Genomic DNA, 17,716 nt, shown 5'->3' on the forward strand with positions numbered 1-17,716 from the left:
ATCAGCCGGTGTTCTTGAGCCCCGCGGCGATCCCGTTGATCGTGGTCAGCAGCGCACGCTGCAGCTCCGGATCGAGCTGGCCGCCGTCGGCGGTGGCCGCACGAGCGCGCTGCAGCATCGCGACCTGCATGTAGGAGATCGGATCCAGGTAGCGGTCGCGGACGGCGAGGGTGCGCTTGAGGATCGGCTGGTTGTCCAGCAGCTCCAGCACCCCGGTGAGGCGCTCGATCTCCGCGACCGACAGCTCGTACTCCGCCTTGATCCGCTCGAACAGGGGCCACAGCCGCTCCGGCACCAGGGAGTGCACGTAGTGGGCCGCGATCTGCATGTCGGTCTTGGCCAGCGTCATCTCGACGTTGCTGATGACCGTGCGGAAGAAGTGCCAGTTGCGGTACATCTCGTGCAGATCCGGCTCGAGACCCGCCTCGCGGGCCGCCTTCAGGCCGGAGCCCGCACCGAACCACCCGGGCACGATCTGGCGCGACTGGGTCCAGCCGAACACCCACGGGATCGCCCGCAGTCCGTCCAGGCCCTTCTCGGAGGTCGCCCGCTTCGAGGGGCGCGAGCCGATGTTGAGGTCTCCGAGCTGCTCGACCGGGGTCGAGGTCACGAAGTACTCCGGCAGATCCGGATCGTCCGCCAGGGTGCGGTAGCGGGTGTAGGCGGCGTCGGAGACCGTCTGCATCACCTCGCCGAAGCGGTCCAGCGTCTTCTCCGGCGTGCGCGGCGAGGTGTGGAGCGCGGAGCCCTCGAGCACGGCCGCCAGCGACAGGTCCAGGTTCTCCCGGGCCAGCGTGGGCAGCATGTACTTGTCGGAGATGACCTCGCCCTGCTCGGTGAACTTGATCTCGCCCTCGAGCACGCCGTAGGGCTGCGCGAGGATCGCATCGTAGGTGGGGCCGCCGCCGCGGCCGACGGAGCCGCCGCGCCCGTGGAACAGACGCAGGGTGACGCCGTGGCGGGCCGCGGCATCACGCAGACGGCGCTGGGCCTGGTGGATCTCCCACTGGCTCGTCATCACGCCCGAGTCCTTGTTGCCGTCGGAGTACCCGAGCATGACCTCCTGGAAGTCGCCGCGCAGGCGCACGATCTCCCGGTAGGAGGGGTCGCTGAGCAGCTCGTCGAGGATCTCGTCGGCGTGGCGGAGCTCGGCGACCTCCTCGAGCAGCGGGGCGAAGCTGATGTCCGCCCGGTTCTGCTCCCCGCCGGAGAGGGAGACCAGCCCGGCCTCGCGGGCCAGGAGCGCCGCGGCGAGCACGTCGTCGGCGCCGTGCGTCATCGAGATGATGTAGGTCTCGATGCAGGAAGGGCCGTAGAGGCGGTGCGCGCCGCGGATCTCGCGGAACACGTTGTAGGTGGTGCGCGTGGAGTCGTCGAGGATCGTCGAGTCGTCGTCGAGCGCGGAGCCGACGAGGGGACGACGGCTCGCGAGCTCGGCCGAGAGCACGGTGGTCCGCTCCGCACGGCTCAGCTCCGCGTAGGGGCGGTCCAGCTCCCCCACCCGGTCCACCAGGCGCGCGACGACCTCGTGATGCTTCTCGGAGTGCTCGCGCACGTCGAGGATCGCGAGGTTGAGGCCGGAGCCGGCGAGCACCTGCTGGGCGATCGAGAGGGCGCCGTCGGCCGCGCGGACGCCGCCGTGGCGGGCGAGCGCCTCGCGCAGGATCCGGAAGTCCTCCTGCATCTCCTCGTTGTCGCCGTAGTCGCGGCCGTGCACGTGGGCCTCCCCGGCGCGGATCCGCTCCCGGGTGGCGCGCAGCTTCGCCCGCATGGTGCCGAGCTTGAGCCGGTAGGGCTCCTGGTCGAAGAGGCGCTGCTGCTCCGCGTCGACGTCCGAGCTGAAGGCGAGGTCCTGCTCGAGACTCGCCCGCAGCTGCTCGTCGTCGCCCGTGAGGTCGCTGGAGACGGACAGCTCGAGGATCAGCTCGGAGATGGTCTCGATCGCGATGTCGATCGCGGCCTCGGCCTGGAGCTGGAGGACCTCGCGGGTGACCTCCGCGGTGACGTACGGGTTGCCGTCTCGATCGCCGCCGATCCAGGAGCCGAAGCGCAGCGGCACCTGGCCCTCACGCAGGTCCGCGCCGTGGCTGCGCAGCTCGTCGCGCAGCTCGTCGAGGAACTCGGGCATGGTCACGCGGTAGAGCTGGCGCAGGTAGTACAGGACGTTGCGGGCCTCGTCCTGCGGGGTGGGGCGCTGACGGCGCAGCTCGTCGGTCAGCCACAGCGACTCCACCAGTTCGGCGAGGTCCCGGTCCTGGCGCCGCCGCTCGGGCGTGCCCTCCTCGGTCTCCTCGCCCAGCAGGTCCGAGATGCCGCGCAGCTTGGTCAGCACCGCCCGGCGCGAGGCCTCGGTGGGATGGGCGGTGAAGATCAGGCGCACGTCGAGGGAGTCCACGGCCTGCTGCAGGCCCTCGGAGCCGAGCTCCTCCTCGACGGCGCGCACGGTGCGGGGCACCCACGACTCCGAGGAGGGGCGCGCATCCAGGGCCCGCACGCGGTAGACCTGCTCCGCGGCGTTGGCCAGCAGGAAGTACTGGGTGAAGGCGCGGGTCAGCGCCGTGGCCTGCTCGGTGGGCAGCTCGGCCAGACGGGACTGGACGTCACGGGCGTCGCCGTCGGTATCGGCCGACTTCGCGGCCTTGGCGAGCGTGCGGACCTGCTCGACGAGATCGAGCAGCTCCTGGCCGTGCTGGTCGGCCAGCGTGCGGCCGAGCAGCGTGGACAGACGGCGGACCGTCGCCCGCAGCGGGGCATCGATATGGGGGTCGTCGCCGACGACGGGGAACTCGCTCGTCAAAGTGGGGACGGCGATGGCGTCGGATTCTGGCACGGGGCCTCCTGAAGGTCGGCACACCATGGAGCGGCCGCCGACAGCAGAAGGCGACCGCCACGGCGCGGAACGAACGGGCACAGACTATCGCGCGGATCCACCGCTCCCCGAGGCGATCAGTGGGCGGACGGAACCGGCGGGCCGTTCAGAGCACGGCTCGCAGGAAGTCCTGCGTGCGCTGATGCTCCGGCTCGGTGAAGATCTTCTCCGGCGAGTCCTGCTCGACGACGGATCCCTGGTCGAACATCATCACGCGATGGGAGACGTCCCGCGCGAACTGCATCTCGTGGGTGACGATGAGCATGGAGATGTCGGTCTCCGCGGCGATGTCCTTGAGCACGCCCAGCACCTCCCCCACCAGCTCGGGGTCGAGCGCCGAGGTCACCTCGTCCAGCAGCAGGATCTCCGGGTCCATGGCGAGCGCCCGCGCGATCGCGACGCGCTGCTGCTGACCGCCGGAGAGCTGCGAGGGCCGGGCGTCCTTCTTCCAGGCCATGCCCACCTTGTCGAGCAGGGCCTCGGCCTTGTCCGCCGCCTCGTCCCGGCCCAGCCCCATCACGTGGACGGGCGCCTCGATGATGTTCTCCATCACCGTCATGTTGGGGAACAGGTTGAAGTGCTGGAACACCATCCCGATCTGGGTGGTGGTCCGGCGCCGCTGCTTGTCCGGGACCCGGACGCGCTTCCCGCCCCGCTCGGTGTACTGCAGCGGCTGGCCGCTGATGTCGATGTAGCCGCCGGTGAGCTCCTCGAGGGTCATCACCAGGCGCAGGATCGTCGTCTTGCCGGAGCCCGAGGGACCGATCAGGGTGACGCGCTCCCCCTGCGAGACGCTGAAGTTCAGGTCGTCCAGCACGGTGTTGTCGCCGAACTTCTTGACCACGTCGCGGAACTGCAGGTGGGGTGTGCCGTCGGCGGCCCCCTCGGGGACGGCTCCCGGCGTCGGGGTGTTCTCAGGCAAGTTTCTTCTCCAGTCGTCGGATCAGGAGGGACATCGGATAGCTCGCGGCCAGGAAGATCAGGCCCGCCATCGTGATCGGCTCGGTGTACCGGTAGGTGTTGGCGCCGTAGTTCTGCGCCTGGTTGACCATCTCGGAGATGAAGATGACGATGAGGAAGGGCGTCTCCTTGAACATCGAGATCGCGTAGTTGCCCAGGGCCGGCAGGGTGTTGCGGACGGCCTGGGGGATGACGATCGCGCGCCAGGTGCGTGCCCGGGGCAGCGACAGCGCGGTCGCCGCCTCCCACTGGCCCTTGGCGACGGAGTCGATGCCCGCACGGTAGACCTCGGCCATGTAGGTCGTGTAGTGGATGCCCAGCACCCAGATGCCGATGGTGAGAGTCTCGAAGAACTGCGAGAGCACCAGGTTCGCGAACACCAGCTGGACCACCAGCGGTGTCATGCGGATGAACTCGACGGCCCCGGTCACGGGTAGGCTGAGGATCCTCGGCGCGGTGCGGCGCACGATGGCGACGACCAGCCCGAGCACGACGGCGATCAGGGTGCCCAGCAGCGTGGCCAGCAGCGTGACCTTGAAGCCCTCCAGGAGGGCGGGGAGTGCGGCGGCCGCGTGCTCCCAGCTCCAGATGTCGCTCATGCGAGCTCACCTCCGATCTGCTTCCGGCCCGGGGAGCGGAAGAGCTGCCCGAGGGACTCGCGCAGGCTCGGACCGCGGCCGATCCGATGCTTGGCACGGATCTCCAGGGCGTTCATGAAGGCGACCAGCACCCAGGCGATGACGAAGTACGCCAGCAGGCCGAACCCGAAGGCGTACCAGGTGCCGGTGGTCCGCCGCAGCTGGTCGACCTGGAAGTAGAGATCGTGCAGGGTGATCATGCTGACGATGGCCGTGCCCTTGAGCAGCTGGATCAGCAGGTTCGACAGCGAGGGGATCATGAGCGCCCAGGCCTGGGGCACGATGACGCGGAACATGCCGCGCAGCGGGCTGAGGCTCAGCGCGCTGATCGCCTCGTACTGGCCCTTCGGGACCGAGCCGACCGAGCCGCGCACCACCTCAGCGCCGTAGGCGCCGTAGTTCAGCGACAGCGCCAGGACGCCGCAGAACAGCGGGTCCAGCTGCCAGCCCAGCAGGGGCAGCACGAAGAAGAACCAGAACAGCTGGACCACGAGCGAGGTGCCGCGGAAGAACTCGACGACGATGCGGGCCGCGATGCGCACGGCGGCGAGCTTCACGCTCTGCGCCAGGCCGAGGATCATCGCGATCGCCATCGCCCCGAGCGCTCCGAGCACCGTCAGCTGGACGGTGACCAGGATCCCCTCGAGGATCACGGGCATGCGGGCGACGAGAGCCTCGGTGTTGATCCCGAAGTTCTCGACGAAGTCGGTCAGACCGCCCATCGGTGCATCACCTCCGCGGTGGACGCACGCGGAGCGCGCCCCGGGACGGGGCGCGCTGCGTGTGGTGCGATATCAGAACAGGGGCGGGTCACTGCAGCGAGGACAGATCGCCCGAGCACAGGAGCTCGGCCGTCATCTCCTCGGGCGGCAGCTCCGCCTCGGTGAAGCCGAACTCGCCGACGATGGACAGGTAGCGCTCGGGATCGCCGATGATCTCGGCGAGCTTCTCGTTGTAGGCGTCCAGCAGCGAGGTGTCCTCCTGGCGGAAGACGGTGCCGCCGGCGCCGTACTGCTTGACCCCGTCGATCTCGGCGACGAAGCTCTCGGTCACCTCGACGTCGACGTTGGAGTTCTCGGCCAGCCAGTTCAGCGAGATCGCGGTGAGCGCGAAGGCGTCCGCGTTGCCGCTGTTCAGGGCGTCCACGCCGTCCTGCGGGCCGCCCACCTCGATGGAGTCCAGACCCAGGTCCTCGGCGTAGCTCGACTCGATGGCGCCCGTCATGGTGGCCACGGTGAGGCCCGAGTCCACGAAGGACTGCATGTTGGTCAGGCCCTCGGGGTTGCCGGTCGGCACCATGAGCGCGGTCGTGTACTGGAACTCCGGCTCGCTGAAGGCCGCCTCGGCGCAGCGCTCGGGCAGGATCGACATGCCGGCGCTGATGGCGTCGAACTGCTGGGCGTTCAGACCCGGGATCAGCGATCCCCAGTCGGTGAGCGTGCCCTCGACCTCGGCGATGCCGAGCTCGCCGAAGATCTCGCGGTGCAGCGCGACGGTGGCGCCGGTGAGCTCGCCGTTGTCGTCGAAGCTGTAGGGCGCCTCGCCCGCGAAGCCGACCGTGATCTTCCCGGCCTCCTGCAGGCGGGAGAGGAGATCGCCGCCGCCGGCGTCGCTGGCACCGGAGCCACCGTCGCCGCCCCCGGTCTCGGTGCGGCTGCAGGCGGCGAGGCCGCCCAGTGCGGCGGCGGACAGGACCAGCCCGCTGCCATGGATGAAGCTGCGGCGGTTGTGCATGGAGATGCTCCCTCGGCGTTCTCGATGATTCGCGTGCGGTGCGGCCGTGGCGCGGGGCCCGGCGCGGCGGGTCTCGTGACTCGTGACTCGTGACTCGTGTCTGACAATCCGATGATCCGGACGTCAGATACACGACTACGCTAGCGGTCTCGGCGGGCTCGTTCGGGACCTGCGGCACCTATCGTGATGGTGTCGTGACCCGCCCGACGGGGACGGAAGGCTCCAGATTCTCCTGTGACCTGCATCGACAGCGGGTGTGACAGCGATGACTCTGCACCGACACGGATCCCGCCGCCCCATGCCGGATGATGAGACGACGCCGCGCGGGCACAACGCCCCCGGAGCACAGGAGGATGCCGATGCCCCGCCAGGAGACCGTCCGGCTGCCGCTGATGCAGCCGATCCGCCGCCCCTCGATCATCGACCAGGCCGAGCTCGAGCTGCGCAATGCGATCTACACCGGCGATCTCCGCCCGGGGGACACCGTCCCGGAGGTGCAGGTGTCCAAGCAGATGGGCATCTCCCGCTCCTCGCTGCGGGAGGCCTGCCAGCGCCTGGTCCGCGACGGGCTGCTCACGCAGGTGCCCGGACGCGGCCTGTTCGTCACCACGATGGACGCCGCGGCCATGTCGCAGTTCATCGACTACCGCCTGGGCATCGAGATGCAGGCCGCCTCCATCGTCGCGGACCGCGTGCAGGAGCTGCGGGCCGCCGGGGACGAGCTGGGAGCCGCGGCGCTGCTGGCCCCGCTGCGCGCCTGCCTGGAGCGGGTCCGCACGGCCCTCGCCGCCGAGGAGGTGATCGAGGCCGGGAACGCCGACCTCGACCTCCATCAGCAGCTGGCCGAGCTCTCGGGCAACCGTTTCCTGGCCAGCGCGATGAACACCATCGTGATCCTCACCCGGATGGGGAGCTTCTCCGATCCGCGCGGCTACGGCGTGCGCGCGGACCTCACGACCACGCACGAGACGCTCCTGGAGGCGCTCGACGGGGGCGACGCCTCCCGGGCCCGGGCCCTGCTGCGGGAGAACCTGCGGGAGTTCGCCGGCCGCCTGCGCGCCGGGGAGGACGAGCAGGAGGTCGTGCGGGATCCGGATCTGCTGGAGTCCGACGGCCCCGAGTGGACCACCATCGGCGAGAACGGCTCGCCCGTCTGAGCGGACGCGAGAAGGCCCCTCCCCCGCGGTGATCCGCAGGTGAGGGGCCTTCTCGTCGGCGGAGACGAGAGGATTTGAACCTCCGAGGCGATTGTAGTCGCCTACTCCCTTAGCAGGGGAGCGCATTCGGCCGCTCTGCCACGTCTCCTGATGCCGCGCGATCACGGCATGCCGATACAGCATACGGGAGCATGGCGGGTGCTCCCAACGTGAGAGCGAGCAGATCACGTCACATCTGGGCGGCGCCCGGGCCCAGACCGAGCTTCTCCTGCAGCAGCGCGATGTGCCTGGGGGTCCCCACGCGGTACTTCACGAAGGTCAGGACGCCCTCGGCGTCGATCGCGAAGGTCGAGCGGATGGTGCCCTGGACCAGCCGTCCGTACATGTTCTTCTCGCCCCAGGCGCCGTAGGCCTCCATGACGGCGTGGGACTCGTCGGAGGCCAGGGCGTACGGGAGCTCCTGCTCGGCGACGAAGCGGTCCAGCTCGGGCACCGGATCCGGGGAGATGCCCACCACCCGATAGCCGGCGTCGAGGAACATCTGATGGCTGTCGCGCAGGTCGCAGGCCTGCTTGGTGCACAGCGAGGTGTTCGCGGCGGGATAGAACCACAGCAGCGCGGGCGCACCGCGCAGCGACGCGAGGCTCACCCGCCCTCCTCCGGCGGTGGGGAGGTCGAGGGCGGGGGCGGGCTCGCCCACGGCGAGCTTCACGGGTGCGGGGGACATGACTCTCCTCAGCGGTGGGGACGGGGTGCGGGCGGGCCGCCGGCCTCCCGGCGGGGGCGGCGCCGCTTCAGGTAGGTCTCGCGGAACCGGTGCTCGGCGTGGCGGTCGCCCAGCAGCAGCAGTCGGCAGGCGGAGGCGGGGATGGATTCGGTGTCGGCATGGAGGGTGCCGTCCTCGTCGGCGACCGCGACGATGTGGCAGCCCGTGCGCCGGTGGACGTCCTCGTCGCGGATCGGACGCCGTGCGAGCGAGGTGGGGCGCGGGACCAGGAACAGCTCGTTGCCCTCGGCGACCAGGACCCGATGGCTGAGCCCGGCGTGGTTCCACAGGTCGGTGGCGCCGATCGTGGCATAGGAGAGCACGCCGTCCGCACCGGCGCGGTAGAGCGTGGCGACATTGCGCTCGTAGGTGGCGCGGGAGACCAGCTGGAGCTCGGGCCGCAGCCGGCGGCAGAACAGGGTGAGGTAGACGTTCAGGTCGTCGTCCCGGGGCGTGACGAGCACCGCCGAGGCGTCCTCCAGGCCCGCACGGCGCAGGATCCGCTGATCAGCGGCATCGCCCTGGACCACCACGTAGCTGGCGGTCCCCTCGAGCACCGAGTACGAGGTCTCCACCCGTCCCGGCTCCAGCTCGATGATGGTGTTGGGCACGCCCTCGTCGCTCAGCGCGCGCGAGGCCGCGCGACCCACCCGGCCCCCGCCGAGGATCACCACCGGCTCCTCGAAGCGCCCCTCGGCCTGGAAGCGCTCGTCATAGGCGGCGAGGTCCTCCGCGGTGCCGGAGAGCACCAGCACGGTGGTCTCGGTGATCCTCAGGTCCGGGGTCATCGCCCGCAGGCGACCCTTGCGCATGATCGCGAGGAGCCTCACCCCGTCGGGGAGCTCGGCGCGCGCCTGCTCCAGGCCCATCCCCGCCAGGTGCGTGCCGCGCACCGAGGCCTCGGCGATGATGGTCGCGCCGAAGCTGCCGATGCGATGGATCCGGCCGGTCGATCCCAGGACGCGCGAGGCCATCTCCCGACCCAGCACCGAGCCGAGCTGGAGGACGTGGTCGGCCCCGGCGAGGCCCAGCACGTCCTTGGAGACGGGCTTGCTCGCGGTGACCGCGACGGGCACGTCGCCGCAGGCCTGCCGGACGGTGAAGGCGACGTTGGTGTTGGCCGTGTCCGTGAGCGTCGAGACGACCATGCGGGCGCGCGCGACGCCCGCGTTGCGATAGGTGGAGGCGGCGTCGAGCGGGCCCACGACCACCTGCCGGCCGTGGTCGTGGAGCTGACCGGCCTCGACCGGGTCCTCGATGACCATGACGGCGGGGACCTCGGAGCGCTCGGCGCGGGCCGCGAAGGCCTGGGTCACCGCGTCGGACCCCACGAGCAGGACGTGGTCCTTCAGGGTCGGGGCCACCCGACGGGGCGTCCGGGCGCGGCGCCGGCGGTCGAGCCAGGGCGTGACGACGTACTGGATGACGAAGAACGGCAGCAGCACCAGCAGGTAGACGACCCCGCTGAGCATGACCCACACCGAGAACAGGCGTCCGGTGTCGGTGGAGAAGACGATGTCCCCGTACCCGAGGGTCGACATGGTCGTGATCGCCCAGTAGACGGCGGTCACGGCGGAGTGGCTCTCCCCCTCGAGGTGCATGAGAGCGAGGAACACCAGCGCGTGGACGACCACGAGCAGGAGTCCGATGGCCACGATCCACGCCCCGGCGCGCGAGCGTCGTCCGCGCAGCGGTGCACGCTCCGCGCGTCGGCGGTCGCCTGTCGGCAGGCCCATGTGGTCCCTCTCCTCGTCGCGCCGAGCCCCGCCGCGGGGCTCGCCTCCCGGCCTGAAGCGTAGGCCCCGGCGGGCCGGGATGCCCATCGGCGCGGCGGCGGTGAGCCCAACACCACGACACCGGGCCGGACGCCGTATCGGCCGTGCTCAGCCGACCCCGGGCGGGTGCTCCCAGCTGTACGCGACCAGCTCGGCCAGCACGCCGAGATCGACGGCCTCGAGGGACCGCACCCACACGCAGCCCGCTCCCCGCCGGTGCGGACCGAGCCGGGCCAGGAGCTCCTCGCAGCGCGGCGAGCCCTGCAGCCCGTACAGGGCGATCTCCGCCGTCCGGGGACTGAAGCCGAGGCGGAAGGTGTCGCCCTCGCGGCCGCTGGCGTACACGTAGTGGTACTCGCCGAAGCCGATCATGCTGGGACCCCACATCGTGGCGGGCTCCCCGGTCACCTCGCCGAACAGCGCCAGCAGCGCGGCGCCCTCGCGGCGGCGACGGCCCGCCAGGGAGTCCACGTACGCCGCGGGGTCGACGTCGGTCGCACGGGTCCGGACGTCCTTCGCCGTCACGCCCGTGTGGCGGGTGGAGCCGGAGGCCCTCGCCGCCCGCGGGGGCGGCGGGTTCCGCAGGCTCTCCCCGTGCTCCGTGAGGACGGCCTGCAGGCGCCGCCCGGCGGCGGGGCCGACGCCGTGCAACGACGCGAGGACCGCCCAGTCCGCTCCGGCGAGGGTGCCGACGGTCCTCAGCCCCTGCTCCGCCAGCGCCCGCGCGGCGGGCGCACCGACGCCGGGGACGTCACCGATCCGGGACTCGAGGTCGCACATGGGCGCAGACTACTGCGACGCGGCGGCCCTCGCCGCGGAACCGCGCGGGACGAAGCGCGTGGGCAGCGAGATGCGGGGCGGGGCTCCGGCGGCGGGCGACGCCCCGGGGCCGGCACCCCCGCCGTCGAGCAGGTCGATCGCGGCGACGCCCATGTCGTAGCGCGGCACGCGCACGGTGCTGAGACCGGGCGTGACCAGCGCGGAGAAGGGGATGTCGTCCCAGCCCACCACGCTGATCCCGCCGGGGACCTCGACGCCGAGGCCCCGCAGGCGCTCCATCAGCGCCAGTGCCATGACGTCGTTGTAGACCAGCACCGCGGAGACCTCGGTGAGGAGCACGGCCTCCGCGGCGCTGCGGCCGCCCTCGACGGTCGGGGGGAAGCTGCCGATGTCCTCCCATTCCATCCCCGACGCCCCGCAGATCCGCGCGATGATCTCTCGCCGCGCGGCATCGGAGCGGCTGACCGCGGGACCGCCGACGTAGCCCAGTCGGCGGTGGCCGGTGCGCCGCAGGTGCTGCACGGCCGCGGGGATGCCGGGATCCGGATCGGCGACGACGCCGGGCAGCGCGGCGGAGACCCGGTTGACCAGGCTCAGCGGGGTGAGGCCGGCGGCCTCGGCCAGGGACTCCTCGTCCATCCGGCTCGAGCACAGCACGATGCCGTCGACCTGGCCGGCCAGGGTGCGCACCAGCGGCAGCTCCCCCTCGGGCGCCTCTCCCGCATCGGTGATCAGCAGCTGCGCACCTCGCTGGTGGGCCCGCGCCTGCGCCCCCTTGAGCACGGCGGGGAAGAAGGGGTTCTCGAGGTCCGGCACGATCACGCCGAACACACCGGCGTGCCCCGTGATCAGGGCGCGCGCGCTGCGATTGGGGCGGTAGCCGAGCTCCTCGGCCGCGGCGAGCACGCGCTCGCGCGAGGCGGTCGCGACCAGCTCGGGCCGCTGGAAGGCCCGGGAGGCGGTAGCGATCGAGACCTCGGCCCGGGCGGCGACGTCGCGCAGGGTCACGGCCATGGCGGACCTCCTCCCCACTCCGCGATGCAAACTTTGCATCCCTCGGTGATCTTACGGGACGAGATCGTTTGTCCCCCAGGCCCTGGACATGCAATCGTTTACGGTGTGACGGGCACCGTCGGTGCTCACCCTGCACGTTCGCGAAGGAGTGGACCCCGCGATGAGAGCGATCCAGGTGACGGCCCCGGGGAGGGTCGAGCTGGCCGAGGTCCCCGCCCCGCGCCCCGGCCCCGGCGAGGCGCTGCTGCGCGTGCTCTTCGCGGGCATCTGCGGTTCCGACGTCCAGACCCTCCGCGGCACCCAGCCCTTCGCCTCCTACCCCCGCGTGCCCGGTCACGAGTTCTCCGCCGAGATCCTCGAGCTGCCCGCAGATGCGGAGGATGCCGCGGGGTTCTCCGTCGGCGACCTGGTCACGGGGGTTCCGTACTTCCCGGACGGCACCTGCTACTCCTGCCGCCGCGGGCTGACCAACGCCTGCGAGCGCAACCAGACCATGGGGGTCCACCGCGACGGGGCGTTCCAGGAGCTGCTGTGCATGCCGCTGGAGCACCTGCACCCCGCCCCGGGCATGGATCCGCGGGATCTCGCACTGGTGGAGCCCTTCTCCATCGGCAGCCATGCCGTGCGCCGCGCCCGGGTGGCCGGCGGCGAGCGGATGCTGGTCCTCGGCGCGGGCGCGATCGGGATGCTGACCATGCTCGCGGCCCGCGCCCGCGGGGCCGAGGTCTGGATCGCCGACGTCCTCCCCGCCCGCCTCGCCCTCGCCGCCCGCCTCGGCGCCGCCGGCACCGCCGATCTCACCACCGCCCCCATCGCGCAGGTGGTCCAGGAGGCCACCGGCGGGGACGGCTTCGACGTGGTCGCGGAGGCGACCGGGCTGCCCGTCTCCTTCACCAATGCCCTCGAGGCCGCGGCCACCGGTGCTCGCCTGGTCCTCATCGGCAACGGCACCGCGGACGTCACCTTCGGCCCCTCGGTGCTGCTGAAGAAGGAGCTGGAGGTCCTGGGCTCCCGCAACAGCCGGGACATCTTCCCGCAGCTCATCGAGCAGATCAGCTCACATCGGGTCGACGTCTCCCCGCTGCGCACCCGCATCGTCCCCCTCGAGCAGGGGCCGCAGGCGCTCCGCGACGCCGCCGCCGGCGCCGGGGACGACGTGAAGGTGCTGCTCGAGTTCCCGCCCGCCCCCTGACCCGCTACGACCGACCTCACCGACCCGAACGGAGATCACCATGACCCTGCGCACCGATTCCCTCTCAGCGAGCATCCGCTACGACGGCTCCGCCCGTTCCCTGGAGGTGGCCGCCTCCACCGCCGAGGCCCTGGCGGCCTTCGAGGGCACGGCCGCCGCACGCGGCGACGGCCACGTGCTGGTGGGCGAGCTGTCCACCGCCAACGCCCGCGCCCTGCAGGGCGCCTTCGAGGTGCTCCGCCCGCGCCTGATCAGCGGCAGCCGCACCTCGGTGGGCACCGGGGACCGCACGGGCCTGGCCACTCCCGGCCAGGCGCGGGCCTTCGGCGCACAGGGCACGGGTGTGATGCCGGTGCTCGCCCAGCAGTCGATCCGCGAGATGGACCGCCTGGGCCGCACCGCCCAGGAGGTCATGGACGATGTGGTCTTCGGCCTGGTCGAGGCCGGCTGGGACCGCGGCTTCGGCGCCGACTGCGACCACATCAAGTCCACCGAGGGCATCGACCGCGGTCTCGAGGCCGGCTTCGTGATGTTCACCCTCGATCCCGGTGACATGGTCGCCGACGTCACCGGCGGTGTCACCGCGGCCGACGCCGAGTCGCTGCCCTGGGACGCCCTCGAGGACACCCTCGCGGACCTGCGCTCCCGCTACGTGGGGATGACGCTGGACGTCGGCCACTCGCAGATCGAGGTCACCGAGCAGGACGTGCTCACCGCCGCGGTGAAGTACGGCCGGGCCGTGGTCGAGGCGATGCGCCTGTACCGCCACGCCACCTCGCAGGCGCAGCACGAGATCGAGATCGAGTTCGCGGTCGACGAGACGGCCTGGCAGACCACCTTCTTCGAGCACTACTACCTCGCCGCCGAGCTGAAGCGGCTGGGCGCGAGCTGGTTCAGCTTCGCCCCCCGCTACGTCGACGGCTTCGAGAAGGGCCTGGACTTCCTGGGCGACGTCGAGGAGCTGCGCACCAACCTCGAGGCGCATCACGCGATCTCCGAGCAGTTCGGCGGCTACCGGATCTCCCTGCACTCGGGCTCCGACAAGTTCTCCATCTACCCGCTGTGCGTCGAGGCGACGCAGGGGCACGTGCACCTGAAGACCTCCGGCACCAGCTACCTGTGCGGCGTGGAGATCGTCGCGGCCCACGATCCGGAGCTGTTCGGCGCCATCTGGGACATCTCCCGGGCCTCCTACGTCAAGGCCCGCGCGAGCTACCAGGTCTCCGCCCACGAGGACCGCACCCCCACCTCGCTGGCCGGGGTGGACCTGGTGGACCTCATCCGCTCCGCCGATGCGCGCCAGATCCTCCACGTGGGCTACGGCGACTCGCTGAACGGGACCGACGCCTCCGGCGCCTCGATCCACGACCGCTTCCTGTCGGTGGTGGCGGCGCACCAGGCCGAGCACACCGACGTCGTCGCCGCCCACATCGGCCGGCACCTGGCCCCCTTCGCCGCCGGCGGGCGCTGAGGGGACGTCGCCGGCGGTTCCGGGCCCGGGCGCCATGGACCGCCGGCGGCCGATCGGTGAGACTGGGGGCATGGATCCCGGCGCAGGTCCCGCCCCCCCCACGGCCCGTCGCCCCCACGGACTCCGCGCGCTGGATCCTCCCGGTGCTCGCTCCCCTGGCCGTGGTGGTCCTCCTGCATCTGTTCGAGGACCCGGACCGACTGCCGGCGGTGGTCCGCAGCCTCGGCTCCGCCGCCCTCTGGGGCGGGACGCTCGTGCTGGGCCTGCTGGTCCTGGCCGGTGCGGCGGCGCTGACCTCCGGGGACCGCGGCTCGCCGCCGCGGGAGCTGTGGACAGCGGTGGCGGTCGTGGCCTACGGGGTCATGCTGACCTCCCTCTCGGGACGGATCCTGACCCTTCCCCTGTTCGCCGGGCTGCAGGGGAACTGGCAGGGGAAGATCCTGGACCTGCTGTGGGTCGGGATCCTGTTCCTGCTGCTCCGACGCTGGGCGCGGGAGGAGACCGGACTGCGCGGCCGCCTCGTCCCGGGCTCCGCGCGCCCCGCCCTGATCGCGATCACGGTCGTCCTCGCCCTGTTCGTGGGACTGGGAGCGGTCGCGGCGCTCACCGGGGAGGATGCGGGCCGCGCGGTCGGCATGGAGCAGATCGTCTGGGATGCGACCCTCCCGAACCTCACCGAGGAGCTCATCTGGCGCGGGATGATGCTCGCCGTGCTCGATCGTGCCCTGCCGCCGTCACGACGGGTGCTCGGGGCACCTCTGGGGTGGGGCGCGGTCCTCACCGCCGTCGTCTTCGGGCTGGGACACATGATCCTGCTGGGAGCCGACGGCTCCTGGTCGCTCAGCGTGGGCGGCGGCCTCTTCGCCACCGCCATGGGGCTGGCCTTCGCCTGGATCCGCTCCCTCACCGGCAGCATCTGGCCGGCCTTCGCCCTGCATTGCGCGCCGGAGCTCGGGGCGGACGTCGGCGTGCTGCTGGGCTCCTGACCATCCGCCGCCGATCAGGTCGGGGACCGGCGCGCCATCCGGCGCGGGAGCACGGCCAGCAACACCACCATCAGCAGGGCCAGCAGGATCCCCGTCACCAGCGCTGCCGGGCGTGAGAGCACCACGTCGACGACGAACACGGCCACCCCGGTCAGCAGCACGGCCACCAGCGTGATCGCGGCCCTCAGCAGCCGGTTCGCGGCCAGGACCATCTCGTCCTTGACGCGCCGACGGAACAGGTGCCGGTGCATGCCCACCGGCGTGAGCAGGAGCGCCACGATGACCAGGGCGAGGAGCAGCAGACCCAGGTACCACAGGGTCTGGACGCGGTCGAGCTCCTCGAAGCGCGACTGGAAGGGCAGCACGATGAGGAAGGCCGCGAGGATCTGCGAGCCCGTCTGCAGCACGCGGATCTCCTGGAGCAGCTCGTTCCAGTTGCGGTCCAGGCGGTCGGCGTCGGGCTCGTCGCGCCGGTAGCCGCCCGCGGGTGGCTCCTCGTCCTCCCTCATGGCCCTGAGTGTACGGAAGCTCACGGAGGCCCGCGAGGGCGCGGTGCGCCCCGCGTGAGGTGCCAGGATGGAGCCGGATGCTGCCGATCGGCGGACGGGCACGAGGAGGGTGCGATGCTGGGAGCGATGGTCGGGACGGCCCTGTGGTGGGGTCTCTACCTGCTGGTGTTCCGGCAGGATCGGCGCCGGGTGCGCAACGGGGTGCTGCTGCTGCTCGCCCTGTTCTCGAGCATCTCCCTGATCGGCCGACTGGTCTCCGAGACGATCCCGCTCGGCGCGCTGCTGGTGGGTGCGGGCGCGCTGCTGGCCGTGCTCGGTGTGATCGCCCTGGGAGTCTTCCTGGTCCTCAACGGACTGACGATGGTGCGCAAGGAGGGGCGTTCCCTGGGCACGGCGCTGTCCGGTCTCGCCGGCCTCGCGCTGCTGGGCGCACCGGTGGTCTCGACCGCCCTGGTGCTGACGCTCACCCCAGTGGGGATCGGCCTGGGCATGCTGCTGGGTGTGATCGCGCTGCACGTGGGCCTCGCGTTCCTGGTGTTCCTGGGCGCCTCGGTGCCCTACCAGCTCTTCCCCCGGCAGCTGCAGACCACGGGGATCATCGTCCACGGCTCCGGGCTGATCGACGGACGGGTCCCGCCTCTCCTGCGCAGCCGCCTGGAGCGCGGTGTCACCGAGCGCGAGCGGCTGCTGGCCGCAGGGATCGACCCGCTGCTGGTGCCCTCCGGGGGTCGCGGCGAGGACGAGCCCCGTGCGGAGGGCGAGGCGATGGCCGAGTACCTGCTCCAGGAGGCCGGCGTCCCCGAGGACCGGGTCCGCGCCGAGACCGCGTCCCGCACCACGGAGGAGAACCTGATCTTCTCCCACCGGGTCCTCGACGAGGCGGGCCATCAGGGCCCCTACGTCGTCTCGACCAGTCGGTACCACGCCTTCCGCGCCGCGCTGCTGGCTCGGACGCTCGGCTACGAGGACGAGGCCATCGGCGGGCGGACGACGTTCTACTACGTGCCCAGCGCCACCCTGCGCGAGTTCATCGCGATCCTGTCCTACCGCAAGATCTGGCTGACCGTGACGTTTCTGCCCTCGCTGGCCTTCGTCGGCCTCATCGTCCGGGCGGCGCTGCTGACGCAGTGAGCCGCCGGCGCGCTGTGCGCCGGCGGCTCGGATCCTGCGTGGTCAGGGGTCAGCGGCGCTCGTCGAGGGCGCGCACCCCGCGCCAGGCCGCGGGGATCAGGACCGCGGCGATCGCGGCCTTGACCAGGCCGCCCACGATGAACGGGAGCACACCGACCTCGAGGATGCCCACGAGGCCCAGCTGCGCGCCCATCACGGCGTTCAGGATCATCGCCAGGTAGGGGACGCCGACGAGGAAGGGCACCACGCTCGCGGCGACGAAGCCCACCAGGGCCAGCAGCGGCCGGCGGTCCCAGGCGCGCTCGGCGAACCAGCCGGCGACGAAGGCCGCGGGGACGAAGCCGAGGAGGAAGCCGAAGCTCGGCAGCAGCACCGCGGCGGGGCCCCCGGTGAACTCGGCGAAGACCGGTGCGCCGGCGAGCCCGACCAGCAGATAGGTCAGCAGCGCCGCCGCGCCGCGCCGCGACCCCAGCGAGGCCCCGACGAGGATCACGCCGAGGGTCTGGCCCGTGATCGGCACGATCGGCAGCGGGATCGTGACCTGGGCGAGCAGGGCGACGACGCCCGCTCCGGCGAGCACGAGGCCCGCATCCCGCAGACGGGTGCGGTGCGGCGCGAGGGCATCGGCCAGGACGGGGCGGCGGACCGGGACGGCGAGCGCGGACATCGGACTCCTCGGGGGTGGAGATCATGGGGGTCGTGGACGGAAGGCCCCAGCCTAGTCGACGTGCCGC

General features: G+C 71.7%; 16 protein-coding genes and 1 tRNA gene. 5 read left to right on the top strand and 12 right to left on the bottom strand.

Features of this window, described 5'->3' with window-relative positions; all coding sequences use genetic code 11:
- Position 1: 1 nt before the first annotated feature.
- The 5 genes from ppc to CXH06_RS10415 form a co-directional block, all read right to left on the bottom strand.
- Positions 2-2,830, bottom strand: a complete 2,829-nt coding sequence (gene ppc / locus CXH06_RS10395; RefSeq protein ID WP_114855117.1) for a phosphoenolpyruvate carboxylase — start codon at positions 2,828-2,830, stop codon at positions 2-4.
- A gap of 145 nt (positions 2,831-2,975) precedes the next feature.
- Positions 2,976-3,791: an ectoine/hydroxyectoine ABC transporter ATP-binding protein EhuA gene (ehuA, locus tag CXH06_RS10400; RefSeq protein ID WP_369832983.1), complete on the bottom strand. Its 816-nt coding sequence runs from the start codon at positions 3,789-3,791 to the stop codon at positions 2,976-2,978.
- On the bottom strand, positions 3,784-4,428 hold the full coding sequence (gene ehuD, locus CXH06_RS10405; RefSeq protein WP_114855118.1) for an ectoine/hydroxyectoine ABC transporter permease subunit EhuD: 645 nt from the start codon (positions 4,426-4,428) through the stop codon (positions 3,784-3,786). The genes ehuA and ehuD overlap by 8 nt, the downstream gene beginning before the upstream one ends.
- A complete protein-coding gene (ehuC, locus tag CXH06_RS10410) occupies positions 4,425-5,189 on the bottom strand; it encodes an ectoine/hydroxyectoine ABC transporter permease subunit EhuC (RefSeq protein WP_114855119.1) in 765 nt (254 codons plus the stop codon). Before ehuC ends, ehuD begins: the two co-directional genes overlap by 4 nt.
- A gap of 88 nt (positions 5,190-5,277) precedes the next feature.
- Positions 5,278-6,201: a transporter substrate-binding domain-containing protein gene (locus CXH06_RS10415; RefSeq protein WP_114855120.1), complete on the bottom strand. Its 924-nt coding sequence runs from the start codon at positions 6,199-6,201 to the stop codon at positions 5,278-5,280.
- 359 nt (positions 6,202-6,560) lie between these two features.
- On the opposite strand from CXH06_RS10415, the gene CXH06_RS10420 reads away from it, so the two are divergent.
- Positions 6,561-7,358, top strand: coding sequence for a GntR family transcriptional regulator (locus CXH06_RS10420; RefSeq protein WP_114855121.1), 798 nt, complete (start codon positions 6,561-6,563; stop codon positions 7,356-7,358).
- 59 nt (positions 7,359-7,417) lie between these two features.
- On the opposite strand, the gene CXH06_RS10425 is transcribed toward CXH06_RS10420, so the two are convergent.
- The 5 genes from CXH06_RS10425 to CXH06_RS10445 all read right to left on the bottom strand — a co-directional run bounded on the left by CXH06_RS10425 (position 7,418) and on the right by CXH06_RS10445 (position 11,693).
- A tRNA-Ser gene (locus tag CXH06_RS10425) sits at positions 7,418-7,506 on the bottom strand.
- A gap of 81 nt (positions 7,507-7,587) precedes the next feature.
- A complete protein-coding gene (locus CXH06_RS10430) occupies positions 7,588-8,085 on the bottom strand; it encodes a peroxiredoxin (protein ID WP_114855122.1) in 498 nt (165 codons plus the stop codon).
- A gap of 8 nt (positions 8,086-8,093) precedes the next feature.
- A complete protein-coding gene (locus tag CXH06_RS10435) occupies positions 8,094-9,860 on the bottom strand; it encodes a TrkA family potassium uptake protein (protein ID WP_114855123.1) in 1,767 nt (588 codons plus the stop codon).
- Between the two features lie 147 nt (positions 9,861-10,007).
- Positions 10,008-10,679, bottom strand: a complete 672-nt coding sequence (locus CXH06_RS10440) for a helix-hairpin-helix domain-containing protein (protein ID WP_114855124.1) — start codon at positions 10,677-10,679, stop codon at positions 10,008-10,010.
- A 9-nt stretch (positions 10,680-10,688) separates the two neighbouring features.
- A complete protein-coding gene (locus CXH06_RS10445) occupies positions 10,689-11,693 on the bottom strand; it encodes a LacI family DNA-binding transcriptional regulator (protein WP_114855125.1) in 1,005 nt (334 codons plus the stop codon).
- 160 nt (positions 11,694-11,853) lie between these two features.
- Here CXH06_RS10445 and CXH06_RS10450 point away from each other — a divergent pair, with 160 nt between their 5' ends.
- The 3 genes from CXH06_RS10450 (at position 11,854) to CXH06_RS10460 (ending at position 15,342) form a co-directional block, all read left to right on the top strand.
- Positions 11,854-12,885 carry a zinc-binding alcohol dehydrogenase family protein gene (locus CXH06_RS10450; protein ID WP_114855126.1) on the top strand — a complete coding sequence of 344 codons (1,032 nt, stop codon included), beginning with the start codon at positions 11,854-11,856 and terminating at the stop codon, positions 12,883-12,885.
- A gap of 40 nt (positions 12,886-12,925) precedes the next feature.
- On the top strand, positions 12,926-14,356 hold the full coding sequence (locus CXH06_RS10455; protein ID WP_114855127.1) for a tagaturonate epimerase family protein: 1,431 nt from the start codon (positions 12,926-12,928) through the stop codon (positions 14,354-14,356).
- 143 nt (positions 14,357-14,499) lie between these two features.
- The gene (locus CXH06_RS10460; protein ID WP_157975696.1) at positions 14,500-15,342 is read left to right on the top strand and encodes a CPBP family intramembrane glutamic endopeptidase; all 843 of its coding nucleotides are present in this window, start codon (positions 14,500-14,502) and stop codon (positions 15,340-15,342) included.
- 14 nt (positions 15,343-15,356) lie between these two features.
- Here the strand turns inward: CXH06_RS10460 and CXH06_RS10465 are convergent, their stop codons facing one another.
- Positions 15,357-15,851 (bottom strand): DUF6328 family protein, encoded by a 495-nt coding sequence (locus CXH06_RS10465; RefSeq protein ID WP_114855128.1) that lies wholly within the window; start codon positions 15,849-15,851, stop codon positions 15,357-15,359.
- A 114-nt stretch (positions 15,852-15,965) separates the two neighbouring features.
- Here CXH06_RS10465 and CXH06_RS10470 point away from each other — a divergent pair, with 114 nt between their 5' ends.
- Positions 15,966-16,982, top strand: coding sequence for a YdcF family protein (locus CXH06_RS10470; protein ID WP_114855129.1), 1,017 nt, complete (start codon positions 15,966-15,968; stop codon positions 16,980-16,982).
- Between the two features lie 49 nt (positions 16,983-17,031).
- Here CXH06_RS10470 and CXH06_RS10475 read toward each other — a convergent pair whose 3' ends face one another.
- The gene (locus CXH06_RS10475; protein WP_114855130.1) at positions 17,032-17,649 is read right to left on the bottom strand and encodes a biotin transporter BioY; all 618 of its coding nucleotides are present in this window, start codon (positions 17,647-17,649) and stop codon (positions 17,032-17,034) included.
- Between the last annotated feature and the right edge of the window lie 67 nt (positions 17,650-17,716).

The sequence above is a fragment of the Brachybacterium sp. YJGR34 genome (genome assembly GCF_003347015.1).
Taxonomy (GTDB): Bacteria; Actinomycetota; Actinomycetes; order Actinomycetales; family Dermabacteraceae; genus Brachybacterium.

Excerpts from the sequence above, each read along its gene's own strand:
- CXH06_RS10440 (WP_114855124.1), bottom strand. The coding sequence starts at position 10,679 with ATGTGCGACCTCGAGTCCCGGATCGGTGACGTCCCCGGCGTCGGTGCG.
- CXH06_RS10445 (WP_114855125.1), bottom strand. The coding sequence starts at position 11,693 with ATGGCCGTGACCCTGCGCGACGTCGCCGCCCGGGCCGAGGTCTCGATC.
- CXH06_RS10420 (WP_114855121.1), top strand. The coding sequence starts at position 6,561 with ATGCCCCGCCAGGAGACCGTCCGGCTGCCGCTGATGCAGCCGATCCGC.
- CXH06_RS10435 (WP_114855123.1), bottom strand. The coding sequence starts at position 9,860 with ATGGGCCTGCCGACAGGCGACCGCCGACGCGCGGAGCGTGCACCGCTG.
- ehuC (WP_114855119.1), bottom strand. The coding sequence starts at position 5,189 with ATGGGCGGTCTGACCGACTTCGTCGAGAACTTCGGGATCAACACCGAG.
- CXH06_RS10470 (WP_114855129.1), top strand. The coding sequence starts at position 15,966 with ATGCTGGGAGCGATGGTCGGGACGGCCCTGTGGTGGGGTCTCTACCTG.
- CXH06_RS10450 (WP_114855126.1), top strand. The coding sequence starts at position 11,854 with ATGAGAGCGATCCAGGTGACGGCCCCGGGGAGGGTCGAGCTGGCCGAG.
- CXH06_RS10475 (WP_114855130.1), bottom strand. The coding sequence starts at position 17,649 with ATGTCCGCGCTCGCCGTCCCGGTCCGCCGCCCCGTCCTGGCCGATGCC.
- CXH06_RS10415 (WP_114855120.1), bottom strand. The coding sequence starts at position 6,201 with ATGCACAACCGCCGCAGCTTCATCCATGGCAGCGGGCTGGTCCTGTCC.
- ehuD (WP_114855118.1), bottom strand. The coding sequence starts at position 4,428 with ATGAGCGACATCTGGAGCTGGGAGCACGCGGCCGCCGCACTCCCCGCC.
- CXH06_RS10465 (WP_114855128.1), bottom strand. The coding sequence starts at position 15,851 with ATGAGGGAGGACGAGGAGCCACCCGCGGGCGGCTACCGGCGCGACGAG.
- CXH06_RS10455 (WP_114855127.1), top strand. The coding sequence starts at position 12,926 with ATGACCCTGCGCACCGATTCCCTCTCAGCGAGCATCCGCTACGACGGC.
- CXH06_RS10430 (WP_114855122.1), bottom strand. The coding sequence starts at position 8,085 with ATGTCCCCCGCACCCGTGAAGCTCGCCGTGGGCGAGCCCGCCCCCGCC.